At 70.1% G+C, this 15,559-nt stretch carries 17 protein-coding genes; 8 read left to right on the top strand and 9 right to left on the bottom strand.

Going from position 1 to position 15,559, the window contains the following annotated elements; genetic code table 11:
• Positions 1-12: 12 nt before the first annotated feature.
• From AB0O07_RS06535 to AB0O07_RS06520, 4 genes are all read left to right on the top strand, one after another.
• Positions 13-390, top strand: coding sequence for a nuclear transport factor 2 family protein (locus AB0O07_RS06535; RefSeq protein ID WP_365627714.1), 378 nt, complete (start codon positions 13-15; stop codon positions 388-390).
• 62 nt (positions 391-452) lie between these two features.
• The gene (locus AB0O07_RS06530) at positions 453-1,814 is read left to right on the top strand and encodes an amidohydrolase family protein (protein WP_365627711.1); all 1,362 of its coding nucleotides are present in this window, start codon (positions 453-455) and stop codon (positions 1,812-1,814) included.
• Positions 1,815-1,972: 158 nt separating this feature from the next.
• Positions 1,973-2,476, top strand: coding sequence for a flavin reductase family protein (locus tag AB0O07_RS06525; RefSeq protein WP_365627708.1), 504 nt, complete (start codon positions 1,973-1,975; stop codon positions 2,474-2,476).
• A 74-nt stretch (positions 2,477-2,550) separates the two neighbouring features.
• On the top strand, positions 2,551-3,150 hold the full coding sequence (locus AB0O07_RS06520) for a MaoC/PaaZ C-terminal domain-containing protein (protein ID WP_365627705.1): 600 nt from the start codon (positions 2,551-2,553) through the stop codon (positions 3,148-3,150).
• Positions 3,151-3,495: 345 nt separating this feature from the next.
• Here the strand turns inward: AB0O07_RS06520 and AB0O07_RS06515 are convergent, their stop codons facing one another.
• From AB0O07_RS06515 to AB0O07_RS06500, 4 genes are all read right to left on the bottom strand, one after another.
• The gene (locus AB0O07_RS06515) at positions 3,496-3,825 is read right to left on the bottom strand and encodes a helix-turn-helix domain-containing protein (RefSeq protein WP_365627702.1); all 330 of its coding nucleotides are present in this window, start codon (positions 3,823-3,825) and stop codon (positions 3,496-3,498) included.
• A 163-nt stretch (positions 3,826-3,988) separates the two neighbouring features.
• Positions 3,989-4,894: an alpha/beta fold hydrolase gene (locus tag AB0O07_RS06510; protein ID WP_365627699.1), complete on the bottom strand. Its 906-nt coding sequence runs from the start codon at positions 4,892-4,894 to the stop codon at positions 3,989-3,991.
• 151 nt (positions 4,895-5,045) lie between these two features.
• Positions 5,046-6,083 (bottom strand): helix-turn-helix transcriptional regulator, encoded by a 1,038-nt coding sequence (locus tag AB0O07_RS06505; RefSeq protein ID WP_365627696.1) that lies wholly within the window; start codon positions 6,081-6,083, stop codon positions 5,046-5,048.
• Between the two features lie 115 nt (positions 6,084-6,198).
• The gene (locus tag AB0O07_RS06500) at positions 6,199-6,861 is read right to left on the bottom strand and encodes an XRE family transcriptional regulator (protein ID WP_365627693.1); all 663 of its coding nucleotides are present in this window, start codon (positions 6,859-6,861) and stop codon (positions 6,199-6,201) included.
• Between the two features lie 70 nt (positions 6,862-6,931).
• On the opposite strand from AB0O07_RS06500, the gene AB0O07_RS06495 reads away from it, so the two are divergent.
• Positions 6,932-7,732, top strand: coding sequence for an IclR family transcriptional regulator (locus AB0O07_RS06495; RefSeq protein WP_365627690.1), 801 nt, complete (start codon positions 6,932-6,934; stop codon positions 7,730-7,732).
• 65 nt (positions 7,733-7,797) lie between these two features.
• On the opposite strand, the gene dmpG is transcribed toward AB0O07_RS06495, so the two are convergent.
• The 5 genes from dmpG to AB0O07_RS06470 are packed head-to-tail and all read right to left on the bottom strand — an operon-like array spanning position 7,798 to position 12,509.
• A complete protein-coding gene (gene dmpG, locus AB0O07_RS06490; RefSeq protein ID WP_365627687.1) occupies positions 7,798-8,817 on the bottom strand; it encodes a 4-hydroxy-2-oxovalerate aldolase in 1,020 nt (339 codons plus the stop codon).
• On the bottom strand, positions 8,814-9,758 hold the full coding sequence (locus AB0O07_RS06485; RefSeq protein ID WP_365627684.1) for an acetaldehyde dehydrogenase (acetylating): 945 nt from the start codon (positions 9,756-9,758) through the stop codon (positions 8,814-8,816). Before AB0O07_RS06485 ends, dmpG begins: the two co-directional genes overlap by 4 nt.
• Positions 9,755-10,558, bottom strand: a complete 804-nt coding sequence (locus AB0O07_RS06480; protein WP_365627680.1) for a fumarylacetoacetate hydrolase family protein — start codon at positions 10,556-10,558, stop codon at positions 9,755-9,757. Before AB0O07_RS06480 ends, AB0O07_RS06485 begins: the two co-directional genes overlap by 4 nt.
• A complete protein-coding gene (locus AB0O07_RS06475) occupies positions 10,555-11,502 on the bottom strand; it encodes a 3-carboxyethylcatechol 2,3-dioxygenase (RefSeq protein ID WP_365627677.1) in 948 nt (315 codons plus the stop codon). The genes AB0O07_RS06480 and AB0O07_RS06475 overlap by 4 nt, the downstream gene beginning before the upstream one ends.
• The gene (locus AB0O07_RS06470; protein WP_365627674.1) at positions 11,499-12,509 is read right to left on the bottom strand and encodes a zinc-binding dehydrogenase; all 1,011 of its coding nucleotides are present in this window, start codon (positions 12,507-12,509) and stop codon (positions 11,499-11,501) included. Before AB0O07_RS06470 ends, AB0O07_RS06475 begins: the two co-directional genes overlap by 4 nt.
• 101 nt (positions 12,510-12,610) lie before the next feature.
• On the opposite strand from AB0O07_RS06470, the gene AB0O07_RS06465 reads away from it, so the two are divergent.
• From AB0O07_RS06465 to AB0O07_RS06455, 3 genes are read left to right on the top strand one after another with little or no spacing between them, the layout of a single operon-like run.
• A complete protein-coding gene (locus tag AB0O07_RS06465; RefSeq protein ID WP_365627672.1) occupies positions 12,611-13,960 on the top strand; it encodes an aromatic ring-hydroxylating dioxygenase subunit alpha in 1,350 nt (449 codons plus the stop codon).
• Positions 13,957-14,292 carry a non-heme iron oxygenase ferredoxin subunit gene (locus AB0O07_RS06460; protein WP_365627669.1) on the top strand — a complete coding sequence of 112 codons (336 nt, stop codon included), beginning with the start codon at positions 13,957-13,959 and terminating at the stop codon, positions 14,290-14,292. Before AB0O07_RS06465 ends, AB0O07_RS06460 begins: the two co-directional genes overlap by 4 nt.
• On the top strand, positions 14,289-15,503 hold the full coding sequence (locus tag AB0O07_RS06455) for an FAD-dependent oxidoreductase (protein WP_365627666.1): 1,215 nt from the start codon (positions 14,289-14,291) through the stop codon (positions 15,501-15,503). Before AB0O07_RS06460 ends, AB0O07_RS06455 begins: the two co-directional genes overlap by 4 nt.
• Positions 15,504-15,559 lie beyond the last annotated feature (56 nt).

Below are 15,559 nucleotides of genomic sequence, written 5' to 3'. Positions count from 1 at the left end.
GAGGACGGATCCGTGAACATTCTCGAGAGCCTGTACGCGCGTTGGAACGACCACGACGTCGACGGCGTACTCGCCCATTTTTCCTCGTCAATCGTCTATCACGACCAGGCCGTCGGATTCACGTTCCACTCTCCCGGCGAGTTGGGTGCGTTCATACAGAAGTCGTTCGAGTCGATCCCCGACCTTCATTTCGAGGTCACCTCAAGTCTCCAGGACGGATCGCACTTCGCGGGGGAGGCGCTGATGCTCGGCACCTTCGAACGCGACATCCCGGGAGTGAAGGCGACCGGGCGCGCCTTCACAGTGCACTACGGAATCGTCGGTGATCACCGGGACGGCAAGATCACCCGCATCGTCGACTACTGGAACGCGCCCGAGTTCACCGCCTGACCCTCACCCCCGGGGCGCGGCTGTAGGCAGCCGCGCCCCGAAGGCGAAAAGGAAGAGCTCACATGAGCACAATCATCAAGGGCGGAACCGTCCTGACCGTCGATGCCGAGATCGGCGACCTCGTGCAGGGCGATGTCCTGATCGAGGGCGACCGGATCGAGGCCGTCGCGCCCGGCATCGACGCCGTCGACGCCGAGGTCATCGATGCCCGGGGCATGATCGTCATGCCCGGCCTGGTCGACACCCACCGGCACCTCTGGCAGGGGTCACTCCGCCAGATTGCCGCCGACTGGACCTTGGGCGAGTATCTGGGCCTCATGCTCGGCGGATTCGGACCGGTGTTCACCCCGGAGGACGTACGAGCGGGCAACTACTTCGGTGCGCTTGAAGCACTCGAGGCCGGCGTGACCACGGTCTTCGACTGGTCTCACATCATGAACACCCCCGAGCACGCCGACGCCGCGGTCGAAGCGCTGCAGTCCGCGCGACTGCGCGCGGTGTTCGGTCACGGTACGCCGTCCGACGATCTCGTCGCCTGGTATGTCGGAAGCGACCTCCGGCACCCGGACGACGTCCGGCGGATCGCCGCCAGCCATTTCTCGTCCGCCGAGCAACTCGTCACCCTTGCCCTGTCCGTGCGCGGACCTGAGCTCGCCACCATCGACGCGACCGCAGACGATCTGGCGTTGGCCCGTGAACTCGGGGTGCGCGCGTCGATGCACATCGGGTCGGGGACGCTGGGCAAGGCCCAGGGCATCACGCAGATGCACGAGCGCGGCCTTCTCGGTGACGACCTCATCTTCGTCCACTGCAACACCTGCTCGGACGACGAACTCAAGCTCATCGCCTCCAGCGGCGGCCACGCCTCGGTCTCCGCTCGGGTGGAGATGGCGATGGGCCACGGCTACCCGGCCACCGGGCGGCTGCTTGAGGCGGGCATCCGCCCGTCTCTGTCGATCGACGTGGTCAGCGGGGTCGGCGGCAGCCTGTTCGCCGAGATGCGAGGGATGCTGGAGGCCGAGCGGGCACGCCGCAACCAGCCTTACCTCGACCGGTGGGAGGACGTCCCGCCGCTGACACTGACGACTCGGGACGCGATCGAGTTCGCCACCATCGAGGGCGCCCGCACCCTGGGACTGGAGGACCGCATCGGATCTCTGACTCCGGGCAAGCAGGCCGACATCATCCTGCTCGACACCTCGGCGCCGGCACTCGGGATGCTCAACACTCTCACCGCAGCGGTGACCGTCAGCGACATCGTCAACGTCGACACCGTCATTGTCGCCGGGGAGGTCCGCAAGCGGCGCGGCAAGCTCGTGGATGTCGACGTCTCGAAGGCACGCCGCGAGGCGGAAGCATCGCGCGACCGGATCTTCGCCGCGGCAGGCGTGCCGGCCGGGGCGACCCCGGTAGCCACCGCCTGAGCCCAGGCCGAACCAGAGGCCCATCCGACTTGACCATCCGCCGTTGAGGTCTACGGGCGGGGTCGGTGGCGCGGCGACGTCACACCCGGGCTTCATCGACCACTGGAACTGACCGCGGACTCTCGTGCTCGACGAGGTTCCGAGACTTTTGGCGAGAAATGGGGCAAGCCATGGATATCCAACCGAGGGTTCTACGCACAGCGATGGGTCATTTCGCAACGGGAGTCGCCATTGTCACAGGCATGGCCAGCGCCGAACCCGTGGGCATGACCGTCCAGTCACTGGTGAGTGTGTCGCTCGAACCACCTCTTGTACTGTTCTGCCCTGGCAAGTCCTCGACGTCGTGGCCGCGGATCGCCGACACCGGAGGCTTCGCGGTGAGCGTCCTCGGCCAGGAACAGCGGAAGCTCTGCTCAGTGTTCGGGCGTCAAGGCGCGGACAAGTTCGCCGAGATCGACTGGAAACCCGGACTTCACGGATGCCCACTGCTCGAAGGCGCTTTGGTTCATATCGAGTGCGAGACGTATGCCACCCACGACGCCGGTGACCACCACGTCGTCCTCGGGAGGGTCCTCCGAGTCGGACATCGCCCGACCGAGGAGATCCCACCAGGCCCTCTGCTGTTCTACCGCGGGGCATACGCGGCACTGGCTCCGTCGTGAACGCCGGATCAGGGCGCGTGGCGCGTCGGGCCGAACGCACCCCGAGCCGGTGGGGGTCCGCCGCGCCCAGCGGGATGTCCGGCGGCGTCGCTTTCGACGGCAACACGGGCTTCCTCAAGAGCAAGCAGAGCGTGGTGAACACCCTCGGCGACTACTTCGAGGACTTCTCGCTCGGCGAGCGGTTCACCTCCGATGGCGTCAGCTTGGAGGCGGGTGACATCACCGCGTTCGCCGGCCTCTCGGGCGACCAGAACCCGATCCACACGGACGAGGAGTACGCGCGGCGGACTCCGCTCGGGACGAGGATCGCCCACGGCGTGCTCGTGGTGTCGAAGATGACCGGACGCTTCAACCAACTCGGCTTCTGGGACGGGTCGGTGATCGCCATGCTGGAAAACCGCTGGGCCTTCCACCGGCCGGTTCACGCCGGGCGACACCGTGCACGCGGAGCTGCTCACCGTCTCCGGGCTGACAAGCTCCAGGTCCGGGAACAGAGGGGTCGTGGAGATCACCTTCGACATCCGCAACCAGCGTCAGGAACAGGTGAAGAGCGGCCAGTTGACCCTGTTGCTCAGCAGCAGGCCGGGGCATCCCGCACCGACCTGATGCTGTCCGCCGGGGGATCCCGTCAGCGGACCATCTCCCCGTACTGTTGTTCTTCTCCCCTTCGATGATGACCTCCAGGTCCACTCCGACGGCGCGGAACCACAGCCGGGTCAGCAGCCGGACGAGGGTCCGCTCGTCCGTCAGCTCACGTCCGAGCACGAACCGCTGGAAGCACAGCTCGTCCCCCGTACCGGCAATGATCTCCAGGGTGAGGCGCGGGTCGATGTCTGCGGCGGCGCCCCCGTCCTGTTGGAGGCGGGCGAGCCCGCGTGCGCCGGGACCGATGAAACCCTCACGCAGTTGCAGCCGGAGTTCCCGCATGAAGGGGTCGGTCGAGGCCTGGAAGTAGATCTGCGCGATGATCCCCGCGTTCCGGCGGTAGGCCCCGACCCAGCGCAGATGCGTTTCGTAGATCAGCCCGTACACCCCGTGCCCAGTGTCCCGGGGAAGCCGGAGGGAGTCCTGCATCTCCGCGACCACGGGAGCCGCGATCTCACGAAAGATGGACTCTTGTCGGCGAAGTAGACGTAGAACGATCCGGTGGCCACGGATGCCTGGGCCACGATGTCGGCGATCCGGGTCTCGGCGTAGCCCTTGCCCTCGAAGACTCGGCGGGCCGCAGTGAGGATCTTCTCTCGGCTGGCGCGCCCCGGGAGGTCACCGGCCTGTCCGCGGGCTTGTCGCCACGAGGCCCTGCCACCGCGGACCTCCCTCTCGTCGGCGTCTTCCGCGCAACAGTACAACGCGGTGGAGGGGGGTCCGGCCTCGTGCGGGGGCGGCGGGAAGGGGCGGCCGCGGCACGTTCACGCCGGTCGGCCGAGCCGGCCGCGCGGGGGAGCTGGTGAAGGAACGGTGCCCCCGCACACGGGGGCGTGCGGGGGCACCGAGTGGCCTGTGCGCACCGGCTCAGAGGTGGGTCTTGAACCATCGCAGCGCTTCGGCGGTGGCGGACTCCGACGCGGGGCGGCCCGGGTAGAAGTCGTGGTGCGAGCCTTCGAGCAGGACCAGTTCCTTCGGTTCCAGCGCCGACTGGTACGCCTCCAGGATCAGCCGGGAGGGCGTCGAGGTGTCGTGGGGCGCCGCGAGGATCATCAGCGGGGTCGGGCTGATCCGGGAGATGAACGGACGGACATCGTAGTCGATCATGCGGCCGAGGGACGCGATGGTGAAGGAGTTCTCCCAGCCCTCGGGCGATCCGTAGGGGCCGTCGACCATGTAGTCGTAGGTGTCGTCGTCGGGGAACATGACGAACCCCTCGGGCCGGTCGGCCAGCCGGCAGGTCAGAGGGACCCGGCCGGGCTCGGCGCCGCCGAGGGTCGCGGCCCGGTCGTCTCTGACCATCTTGGTCATCACGGCCAGCGCGGGCGCGCCGCCGTGTTCTTTGATGGTGTCCGCCCCGGCGATGAAGGGGATCTGGGACACGACGGCCTTGACCCGCGGGTCGGTCCCCGCCGCCAGGACGTGCGCGCCGGCGAAGCTCGTCCCCCAGAGGCCGATCCGCTCGGCGTCGAGGCCGGGGACCGTCGCCACGGCGGAGATGGCGACGACCAGGTCCCGGTACTGAGCGACCGGGTCGACGTCGATGCGCGGAGTCCCGTCGCTGAGCCCGTGGTTGCGGTGGTCGTAGGCGAGCACGCCGAAGCCTTCGGCGACGAAGGCGTTCACCACGGGTTCGAGCATGGAAACCCAGGCGGTGAAGCCGTGCGTCAGCAGGATTGTCGGACGGGACGCCGCACCGTCGTCGGGAAGGTGGACATGTCCGCGCAGAAGGGTCCCGTCCTCCGCTGCGAACTCGAAGTCTTGCTTCAACACGCGCACCTCGCTGGGCATCGATGGGAAGCGCGACCGCAGGGTCTTGGGGCCGTGGTCGCGGGTCAGCTCTGCGCCCACTGTTCGCGACGCCGCCGGCAGATGCCAGGAACCCACGCGCCAGCCGGGGGGATCCACGCGCCAGGGAAGGCCGTCAGCTGCGGTGGCGCTCGGCGGCGAGGTCCGGGGCGTGGCGGCCCCGCGCCTGCGAGGGGGTGAGGCCGTACGCCTGCTTCAGGGAGCGCGCGAGGTGGCTGGCGTCGGCGAAGCCCCAGCGCAGGGCGGCCGCCGCCACCGTGAGCGACGGCGACGACGTCATATCCTCCAGCGCGTGGTCGAGCCGTCGGCGCCGGAGCGTAGACGCGTAGGTCGTGCCTTCGGCGGCGAACACGCGGTTCAGCGTGCGCACGGACATGTGCTGTGCGTGCGCGGCCCGGGTCACGGGGAGGTCGGCCGAGCCCAGGTGCCGGTCCATCCAGCGGATGACACGGTGGTAGGCGTCGTCGGCGGCGTGGTGTGCCGGGTTCTGAGCGCCGTCGGGCAGTATCCCGGCCACGAGTGCGGTTAGGGCTCGCACGGCCGCCGCGCGAGCGGGCGGAGCCAGTTGCGGGGCGATCGGCAGCAGCTGTTCGAGGTAACCGTCGAGGAGAGTCACCGGCGCGCCCTGGCAGCGCAGTACGGGAACGTCCGCGCCCGCCCCGCCGGGGAAGTCCGGCCGGCCGGAGAAGAGGGACGCGGCGAGCCGCGGAGGCAGAACGAGAGTGCGCGCCGCGTAGCCGGACGGGATGGCGTACCCGCCGCCGGTGTTCGAGCGCCAGAGGAGGGCCTGCCCGCGGGAGAGGGTGAACTCGTGGTCGCCGGTGCGGACGGTCTGGGCGCCGTGCCGGGGGATCAGGACGGCGAGGCTGCCGCCGTGCTGGCCGTCGTCCTCCGCGCCCAGGCGGGCCTCGAACGGGTCAGTGCGCAGGTCGACGACTCTGATGTCGTCGATGTGTCGGGCGAGCAGGCTGGCGCGGAATCCCGACGACACCGTGTCGGGGACCGTCGCCGTGATGGGGTAGTGGCCGTGGGCCGTCCGTATCGCGTCGGCGAGGTCGGCCTCCACCGCGGACCGGCGTGAGCCCACGACGTCGATGGCGGACACGGACGGTTCCCGGTCCGGCCGGCGTGACGTCTCCGGCATCGTCGCCATGCGCGCCTCCTCTGTCCCGCTGTCCGGTCACGGCCATTGTCGGAGACGGCGGGCGCGTCCCGCGTCCGGTGGTTCCGCTGCGCGGCACGAGGACCGGCCGAGGCGTCGCGGGTGGTCACACGCGGGCGGCGGGAGCGCCGCCCTTCGTCACGGTGGGGCCGAACTGCCGGACCTGCGGGACCGTGGTGACCATGTGGGCGACCACCCGTTCGCTCAGGCAGATGTGCCGGTGCGGGGTGTCACCGGGGAAGCGCACGAAGTCGCCGGCGGCCAGGTCGACCGGCTCGTTCAGCGGCCCGGTGCGGAGCTTTCCGGTGACGACGTAGAGGTGGTGCAGCGTCCCTGCGGCGTGCGGGCCCACCGGCTGCGGGTCCTTGTCTCCGCGTTCGAGCCGCAGGACGAGGGTGCGGACGTAGCCCGAACCGTAGGTCTCGTCCAGGACGCGTTCCGACCAGTTGGGTGCCTGTGCCCACTCCCCCTCGGCCTGTCGCTGCACATACACGGGTGTGCCCCATTCGGTCAGCAGGCGCCGGGCCGGTACGTCCAGAGCGGAGCCCAGCAGGGACAAGGTCTCCACCGTCGGGTTGCCCGAGCCCCGCTCGATCTTCGACAGCGTCTGCTTGGACAGCCCGGAGCGCCGGGACAGTTCCCCGAGGGACATCGCACGTTCCAGCCGGAAGCGGCGCACGTTGCGCGCGACGAGATCGTTCTCATGAGCCTGGTCGTCACTTTTAATGTGCATCTCGTCATTATTGACGAACGGGCGTGGCGTTCCCATGCTTGTCACGTAAAGCTAGATGAATGGTTCACTGAAAGTGACGCCATCGTCGGAAGCCGAGGTGAAAATGATGACTGCCACCCTCGCCGTCCACGCGCGTGACGACCGAGCCGCCGTCGACAAGGCCATCAGCCTTCTTGTCGCCCTGGGCGACCGGGCCAGCAACGGCGCGGGAGTGACCGAACTGGCACGGCGGGCCCGGCTGAGCAAGTCCACCGCCCACCGGGTGCTGGGCATGCTGGAGCGCAACGGCGTTGTGGAGCGCGTGGGCACCGACTACCGGCTCGGCGAGCGTCTGCACCACCTCGGCCGCGCGGTCTACGCACCTGATTCGGACGGTGTCCGCGATCTGCTGCTCCCGTACCTGTCCGACCTGTACGAGGCGACCAGGGAAACCGTGCACCTGTCGGTGCTGAACGACACTCACGTCGTCTACCTGGCCAAGCTGTACGGCCACCGCAGCCCGCCCGTGCCCTCACGGATCGGAGGCCGCCTGCCCGCCCATGCGACCGCTGTGGGGAAAGTGCTGCTCGCCTACGATTCCGAAGCCGTGGAGCGGGCCCTCGGCGAACCGCTGGCGTCGTTCACCGACCGCACGATCCATCGGCCGGACGAACTGCTCACTGAGCTGGACCTTATCCGGCGCACGGGCGTGGCGTTCGACGACGAGGAGTACCAGCCCGGACTGGTCTGTGTGGCTGCGGCTGTCCTCGGCAGAAGCGGCCGGCCGGTCGCCGCGCTGTCCGTCGCCGGCCGTCGCGCGCGGACGGACACGCGGAGACTGAGTGGGGACGTACGGCGGGTCGCCGCCGCCGCGTCCCGGGCCTGGCCCTCCCGCTTGCCGAGGCCCCTGCGGTACAACGACGTCTGACGTGGCCGCGCGCACGGGCAGGCAGCGGCGGACGCCGGTGGTCATGGCGCCCGCCGCTGCCCCGTTCAGGCGGCCGACGCGGCTGCGAGCAGGTCGAGCGCAATGTCTACGATCATGTCCTCCTGGCCGCCGACCAGCCGGCGGCGGCCGACTTCGAGGAGAATGTCGCGGACGTCGACCCCGTACTGGTGGGAGGCGGCCTCGGCGTGCCGCAGGAAGCTGGAGTACACGCCCGCGTACCCGAGGGTGAGCGTCTCGCGGTCCACCTGGACCGGCCGGTCCTGGAGCGGACGGACGATGTCGTCGGCTGCGTCCTGGAGGGCGAACAGGTCGCAGCCGTGCTTCCACTCGTTGAGCGTGGCGACGGCGACGAACGGCTCGATCGGGCAGTTGCCGGCTCCCGCTCCGTGCCCGGCGAGGGAGGCGTCCACTCTGGTGACCCCCTCCTCCACGGCGACGACGGAGTTGGCCACCGCGAGAGAGAGGTTCTGGTGGGCGTGGATGCCGATCTGGGTCTCCGGCCGCAGGACGGCACGGTAGGCCCGCACCCTCTCGCGTACCCCGTTCATGGTGAGGCGCCCCCCGGAGTCGGTGACGTACACGCAGTGGGCGCCGTAGGACTCCATCAGCTTCGCCTGCTCGGCGAGCTTCTCCGCGGGCGCCATGTGGCTCAGCATCAGGAAGCCGGAGACGTCCATGCCCAGTTCGCGAGCCGTGGAGATGTGCTGGGCGGAGACGTCGGCCTCGGTGCAGTGGGTGGCGACGCGTACCGAGCGGACGCCCAGGGAGTAGGCGTGCTTCAGTTCCTCGATGGTGCCGATTCCGGGCAGCAGGAGAGTGGTGAGGACGGCACGCTTCAGGACGGACGCGGCGGCCTCGATCCACTCCCAGTCGGTGTGGCTGCCGGGGCCGTAGTTCAGCGAGCCGCCGGCCAGTCCGTCGCCATGGGCGACCTCGATGGCGTCGACGCCGGCCGCGTCGAGGGCGGAGACGATCCGTCGGACGTCGTCGGGTTCGACGCGGTGCCGTACGGCGTGCATGCCGTCCCGCAGGGTGACGTCCTGGACGTAGAGGTCGGTGGTCATGCGGCGGCCCCCGTTCGGGCGTGCTGGGCGATTCGTTCGGCGGTGCGCAGGGCGGCCGACGTCATGATGTCGAGGTTGCCTGCGTAGGCGGGCAGGTAGTGGGCGGCGCCCTCCACCTCCAGGAAGACCGAGACCTTGGTGGTCACCTTGGGTGCGTCAGCGGGTAGCAGGGTGTGCACCGGTTCGTCGTCCGAGACGGGCGTGAACTGGACGTCCTGCTTGAGTCGGTAGCCGGGGACGTACTTCGCCACCTCGGCCGCCATGTCGGCGACGGAGGCGCGGACCGCGTCGTGGTCGGCGTCGCCGATCAAGCAGAGCACCGTGTCCCGCATGATCAGCGGGGGCTCGGCGGGGTTGAGGACGATGATCGCCTTGCCGCGCGTGGCACCGCCGACTGCTTCGATCGCCGCCGAGGTCGTCTCCGTGAACTCATCGATATTGGCGCGGGTACCGGGGCCGGCCGACTTCGAGGCGATGGACGCGACGATCTCCGCGTACGGCACGGGAGTCGTCCGGGCGATGGCGTGCACAATGGGGATGGTGGCCTGGCCGCCGCAGGTGACCATGTTGACGTCGACCGCGTCCAGGTTCTCGTCCAGGTTGACCGGCGGGACGACGAAAGGGCCGATCGCGGCCGGGGTCAGGTCGACCAAGCGCTTGCCGTGAGGGGTGAGCGCGGCGGCATTGGCGATGTGCGCCTTGGCCGAGGTGGCGTCGAAGACGATGTCGATCTCGTCGAAGCCGTCCATGCGGATCAGGCCGTCGACGCCCTCGTGCGTGGTGGGCACTTTCAGACGCCGGGCACGGGCCAGACCGTCGGAGTCGGGGTCGATGCCGACCATCGCCGCCATCTCCAGCGTCTCGGACAGCCGCAGCACCTTGATCATCAGGTCGGTTCCGATGTTGCCGGAGCCGATCACGGCCACCTTGGTCTTGCTCATGAGGACTCCTTGTCCGTGAAAGTGGCACCGACCGTGCCGAGGCCGGAGATCTCCGCACGCACGGTGACGCCGTCACGGACGCTCACCATCGGCCCGAGCGCGCCGGAGAGCACCACCTGGCCGGACCGCAGCGGATCGCCGTACTCTCGTGCGGCGCGCGCCAGCCACAGCAGCGCGCTGAGCGGATCCCCCAGGCAGTCGGTGCCCCTGCCCTCGGAGACGAGATCGCCGTCGGCGTACATGCGCATGACGGCCTCGTGCGGCTCGAACGCGTCGAGCGGCAGCGCCGCGTCGCCGAGGACGTACAGGCCGCTGGAGCCGTTGTCGGCGATCGTGTCGGTGATGGAGATGTCCCAGTCGGCGACCCTGCTGTCGACGATCTCCAGTGCCGGTGTCGCGTGGTCGACGGCCGCGCGGACGGTGGCGAGGTCCAGCGCCTCGCCGTCGAGGTCGGAGCCCAGCACGAAGGCGATCTCCGCCTCCGCCTTGGGCTGGAGCAGCCGTGCGGTGGACACCGGCCCGGGGCCGGAGGCGTCCATGTCGGCGAAGAGGACTCCGAAGTCGGGCTGGTCGACGCCGAGCTGCCGCTGCACGGCAGGCGAGGTCAGGCCGATCTTACGGCCGGTGACGACGGCGCCCGCCGCCAGGCGCCGGGCGGCCAGCCGCTGCTGCACGGCGTAGGCGGCCTTCAGGTCCGTGGCGCCGAGCAGATCACGCACTGGTGCGCAGGGCGTCGTCGTGGCGGCCGCTTCCGCCAGCCGGTCGGCCGCCGCGGTGACGGCGTCGGGGTGTACGGTCATCGGCTCGGCTCCTGCTGTGCGGTGGCGACGGCGAAGCCGGCGATCCACTCCGGGACGGGTGTGTAGAACCGGGACGTCATGCGGTATTCGCCGACGGCGGCGAGGGAGGCGAACGCCGCGATCCAGGTGCGGACCTCGTGAGCGGAGCCGCCGCCCTCGGTGCCCATCCACTCGACGGTCCAGGCGTCCACGTCAGCCAGTCGGCCGCTCTCCAGGGTGTCGAGGACCAGGTTGTCCCACGCGGGGTTGATCGGGATCATCGAGGTCGAGCCCGCCGCGTAGTCCCGGCCGGCCTGGACGACGCGCTGCTCGCCGCGGGCCCGCTGTTCGGGAGTGGGCGGGTGCCCTTCGATGAGTGCGTCCGCGACACGCGGCGGGGCGCCGTCCAGGACCGGGACGGGCGGGTCGTGGGAGAGTCCGCCGGAGCCGAGAAAGAGGACCCGGCGGCCCAGGTCCGCGGCGGCCTGACCGACGGCCCGGCCCAGGGCGCGGATGCGGCTCACCGGCCCGAGCGGGGTGGCGACGCCGTTGACGAAGACGGGCACGACGGGGACCTGGTCGATCCCGCCGAACAGGACCTCCAGCGGCTGGACGAACCCGTGGTCAACGGTCATGCGGGCGGACACCGTCAGGTCGATCCCACGGTCGAGGACGCCTCGGGCGAGCGCGCGGGCGGCGCCGTGGTCGACCGACAGGGGGCCCGAGGAGGAACCGAAGTCCCCGATCGCCTGGGCGTCGGTGGCCAGGCAGAAGGGGGGCATCTCCTTGTAGAAGAAGCCGTTGTAGTGGTCGGGGGCGTACAGGACGACCAGTTCGGGATCGAAGTCGCGGACGAAGGAACGCGCCTGGCCGACGGCTTCGTCCACGGCCGCGAGGACCTCCGGCACCGGGTCGTTCTTTCCGATCAGCGGGGAGTGCGACAGGCCGACGGCGGCTGCGGTCACGACTGCTCTCCTTCGGGTTCCCGTCCGCGTTCCCGGACGGGCGGGTGGATGACGAGCTTTCCGGTGACCCGTCCGTCGATCATGAGCTGGAAGCCTTTGTGGATCTCCGCCAGTGGCAGGGTCCGGTCGATCACCGGCCGCACACCGGTGGCGTCCATCAGCCGCAGCAGGCCCACCAGTTCCGCGCGGGTACAACCGGTCGAGCCGAGGATTCGCTGCTGGAGGTAGAAGACCCGGCCGAGGTCGGCGGGCGGATTGGTACCGGAGGTGGCGCCCGCGACCACGATCGTGCCGCCGGGCCGCAGGGCCTTCAGCGAATGCGACCAGGTGGCCTCGCCGACCGTCTCAATGACCACGTCGACCCGTTCCGGAAGGCGATCACCGGTGCGCACGGCCGCCCGTGCGCCCCAGCTCAGGGCCCGGGCGCGCTTCTCGTCGCTGCGGCTGGTGGCGTAGACGACGGCTCCGGCCGCGACGGCGAGCCGAATCGCCGCGGAGGCGACGCCGCCGCCCGCCCCCTGGACGAGGACCCGGTCCCCCGCCCGGATCCCGGCCTGGGTGAAGAGCATCCGGTAGGCGGTGCCCCAGGCGACGGGCAGACAGGCGGCCTCGTCGAAGGTGAGCCAGTCGGGCTTGGGGATCAGGTTCCTGGTGGGTACGGACAGGTACTCGGCGAAGGCGCCGTTGTGCCGTTCGGACAGCAGGGCCCGGCCCGGGTCGAGCGTCTCGTCCCCCAGTCCGGTGTCGCTGTCGGCGATCACAGGGTGGACCAGGACGGGGTTGTCGTTCTCGTCGTATCCCGCGGCGTCGCAGCCGAGGACAATGGGCAGCCGCTCGGCCGGGTGGCCCACGCCACGCAGCGTCCACAGGTCGTGCATGTTGAGCGACGACGCGACGACACGGACCAGGGACCAGCCGGGCCGGGGCTCGGGCTTCGGTACGTCGTCCAGAACGAGCCCGGCCAGCGGGTCGGCGGCGCTCTGGGAGACGGCGGTTGCGGCAAGCATGGCTTCACACTCCCCGCCGTGGCCCCGCCCCCGACAGCGGGTGTGCCGTACAGCGGAACAGCCGTTGGATACGCCCTGACCTGCCGTTGTTACCTAGGGGCATGACCTCGACGATCGAACCTCAGGGCACGGCCACCCCGGCCCCGCGGGGTGCCCTGCGGCGCCCGGCAGACCTGGCACGGACCATCGACGTCTCCGGGCTCGTCGACACCGAGGGCGGGCTGCTGGACCGCGTGGTCTTCACCGACCAGAACCTGTACCGGCAGGAACTGCGCCGCGTCTTCGCGCCCAGCTGGCTCTTCCTGGCGCACACCGACCAGTTCCACAAGCCCGGCGACTTCTTCACCACCTACATGGGCGAGGACCCGGTCATCGTCACCCTCGACCGAGCCCGCCGCATCCGCGTCTACCTGAATTCCTGCCGGCACCGGGGCGCCCGCGTGTGCCGTGCCGACTTCGGGCAGACCCGCAATTTCACCTGCACCTACCACGGCTGGTCCTACAACCTGGACGGCTCCCTGGTGAGCGTGCCGAACAAGAGCGGCTACCCCGCCGACTTCGACGAGACGCAGTGGGGACTGGTCGAGGTCCCGCACGTGGAGACCTACCACGGGCTGGTCTTCGGCACCTGGAACCCGGCCCCCGTCCCGCTGCGGGAGTCGCTCGGCGACATGGCCTGGTACATGGACGCCATGCTCGACCACGACGAGGAAGGCACGGTCGTCGTCGGCGGCGTCCACAAGTGGGTGCTGGAGGGCAACTGGAAGCTGGCAGCCGAGCAGTTCGCCACCGACTGGTACCACGTGAACATGAGCCACGCCTCGGCGCTCATGGTGCTCTCCCCCACCGGCAAGAAGCCCAAGGACGAGGTCGTGCACCGCTCCGGCCGCCAGTACTCCGACGCGAACGGCAACGGCGCCGGCTTCCCGGTCCATCCGAAGAACCGCTTCGACGCCCAGACCGTGCACCAGTGGACCAACTACGACGCCCTGCGCGAGCGGCTGGGCGAAGCGCGGGTCGAAGGCCCGCTGACCAACGGCCACGCCACCGTCTTCCCCAACTTCTCCTATCTCCCCGTCAACGGCTCCATCAGGGTCTGGCACCCCAAGGGCCCCGACAGGATGGAGGTCTGGGCCTGGACGATCGTCGACAGGTCCATGCCCGAGGAGGTCCGCGAGGCCCAACGCCTCTACAACCTGCGCACCTTCGGCCCCAGCGGGATCTTCGAGCAGGACGACGGCGAGAACTGGAGCGAGGTGCAGGCCGTCGCGAACGGCTTCATCACCAACGGCGTCGCCCTCAACTACCAGATGGGCCTGGGCTCCGAGCGCGAGGACGGCCGTCACCCCGGAACCACCAGCGAACTGTACAGCGACGCCGCCGGACGGGCCTTCTACGGCCACTGGCGCGAGCTGATGAACACCCCCGCATGGCATGAGGAGCAATCATGAGCGACGGCATCCGCGTCGCGTCCCTGGAGGACATCCCGCAGGGCGAGGGCCTCGCGATCGACAAGGCCGTCACCGGAACGGCGGACGACATCGCCCTGCTGCGCGACGCCGACAACACCGTCTACGCCCTCGACGACACCTGCACCCACGAAACAGCCTCACTCGCCGAGGGCTGGGTCGAGGACGGCTTCGTCGAATGCCCCCTGCACTCCAGCAAGTTCTGCCTCAAGAGCGGCGAGGTCCAGGGCCTGCCCGCGACGCGGAACGCCTGCCCGCACCGGGTCGAGGTCCGCGACGGCGAGGTCTGGCTCTTCCCCGGGGAGAGGCCGTGAGCGTCGTGATCGTCGGCGGGGGCATCGCGGGCGTGAGCGCCGCCGCCGCCCTGCGTTCCCAGGGCTACGACGGCGAACTCACCCTCGTCGACGGCGGCGAGTTCCCCTACGACCGCCCCCCGCTGTCCAAGGACTTCCTCTCCGGCGCCAGAACCCTGGAACAGATCGCCCTCCAGCAGCCGTCCTGGTACGACGACCAGCGCATCCGTCTGATCAGCAACACCAGCGTCATCACGCTGCGCCCGGGCGAGGGCAAGCTGGAGCTCTCGGACGGCATGCTGCTGAGCGCCGACCGCGTGGTGCTCGCCACCGGAGCCGGCGCCGCCCGCCCACCGATCCCGGGCTCGTACAGTCCGCGCGTCTATGTGCTGCGCACCGCCGAGGACGCCAACCGGCTGCGCTCCGCCCTGGTCCCCGGCGCCCGGCTCCTGGTCGTCGGCGCCGGGCTGATCGGGGCGGAGAGCGCCTCCACTGCCGTACGCCTGGGCTGCGAGGTCACCCTCGTCGACCCGCTGGCCGTACCGCTCAGCACCGTCCTCGGACCCGAACTCGCCGCGTGGGTCCACGGTCTGCACGCCCGCAACGGCGTCACGACCCGGCAGACGGTGGTGGAGTCCTTCGCCGACCTCGGCGCCGCCGGCATTGAGGCCCGGTTCGCCGACGGCGGCCCGGCGCACACCTACGACGCCGTCCTGATGGGCGTCGGCATGGTGCCGCGCACCGGCCTCGCCGAACAGGCCGGGCTCAAGGTCGACCGGGGCATCGTCGTCGACACCGGACAGGTGACCTCCAACCCGGCCGTTCTGGCCGTGGGCGATCCGGCCAGGGCCCGGAACGCCTACGGTGTGCTGCTGCCACGGGCCGAGCACTGGGAAGCGGCGCAGACGGACGGAGTCCGTGCTGCCGCCAGCATCCTCGGCGCACCGCTGCCACCGGTGACCACCTCGTGGTTCTGGACCGACCGGCACGGCCGGCACATCGAGGGCGTGGGACACATGGCCTACGCCGCCGAGAGCGTCGTCCGCGGCTCGTTCGACGACGCCTCCTTCTCCGTGTTCGGGCTGCGGGACGGACACCTGGTCGCCGCGGCCGCCGTCGACGACTCCGCCGCCGTACGCGCGGCCCGCCGACTGATCGACCGCCGTGTCCCGGCCGATCCCGGTCGGCTGGCCGACCCATCCGTCAACCTCCGCTCCCTCGTGCGGGGCTGACGTGCCGCAGGACGGAACAGCCCGTACCGACCGCAGGCCCGGAAAGGATCGAATGG

Source organism: Streptomyces sp. NPDC093085, assembly GCF_040683935.1.
Lineage (GTDB): Bacteria > Actinomycetota > Actinomycetes > Streptomycetales > Streptomycetaceae > Streptomyces.
Note: the sequence above shows the minus strand (reverse complement) of the source record. Positions and strands in the feature narration are given on the sequence as shown.

What these genes read in the sequence shown, in the direction of transcription:
- AB0O07_RS06505 (WP_365627696.1), bottom strand. Translation starts at nt 6,083, where the DNA reads ATGGCGACGATGCCGGAGACGTCACGCCGGCCGGACCGGGAACCGTCC.
- AB0O07_RS06480 (WP_365627680.1), bottom strand. Translation starts at nt 10,558, where the DNA reads ATGACCGTACACCCCGACGCCGTCACCGCGGCGGCCGACCGGCTGGCG.
- AB0O07_RS06500 (WP_365627693.1), bottom strand. Translation starts at nt 6,861, where the DNA reads ATGGGAACGCCACGCCCGTTCGTCAATAATGACGAGATGCACATTAAA.
- AB0O07_RS06460 (WP_365627669.1), top strand. Translation starts at nt 13,957, where the DNA reads ATGAGCGACGGCATCCGCGTCGCGTCCCTGGAGGACATCCCGCAGGGC.
- AB0O07_RS06525 (WP_365627708.1), top strand. Translation starts at nt 1,973, where the DNA reads ATGGGGCAAGCCATGGATATCCAACCGAGGGTTCTACGCACAGCGATG.
- AB0O07_RS06485 (WP_365627684.1), bottom strand. Translation starts at nt 9,758, where the DNA reads ATGAGCAAGACCAAGGTGGCCGTGATCGGCTCCGGCAACATCGGAACC.
- AB0O07_RS06465 (WP_365627672.1), top strand. Translation starts at nt 12,611, where the DNA reads ATGACCTCGACGATCGAACCTCAGGGCACGGCCACCCCGGCCCCGCGG.
- AB0O07_RS06520 (WP_365627705.1), top strand. Translation starts at nt 2,551, where the DNA reads ATGTCCGGCGGCGTCGCTTTCGACGGCAACACGGGCTTCCTCAAGAGC.
- AB0O07_RS06470 (WP_365627674.1), bottom strand. Translation starts at nt 12,509, where the DNA reads ATGCTTGCCGCAACCGCCGTCTCCCAGAGCGCCGCCGACCCGCTGGCC.
- AB0O07_RS06530 (WP_365627711.1), top strand. Translation starts at nt 453, where the DNA reads ATGAGCACAATCATCAAGGGCGGAACCGTCCTGACCGTCGATGCCGAG.
- dmpG (WP_365627687.1), bottom strand. Translation starts at nt 8,817, where the DNA reads ATGACCACCGACCTCTACGTCCAGGACGTCACCCTGCGGGACGGCATG.
- AB0O07_RS06495 (WP_365627690.1), top strand. Translation starts at nt 6,932, where the DNA reads ATGACTGCCACCCTCGCCGTCCACGCGCGTGACGACCGAGCCGCCGTC.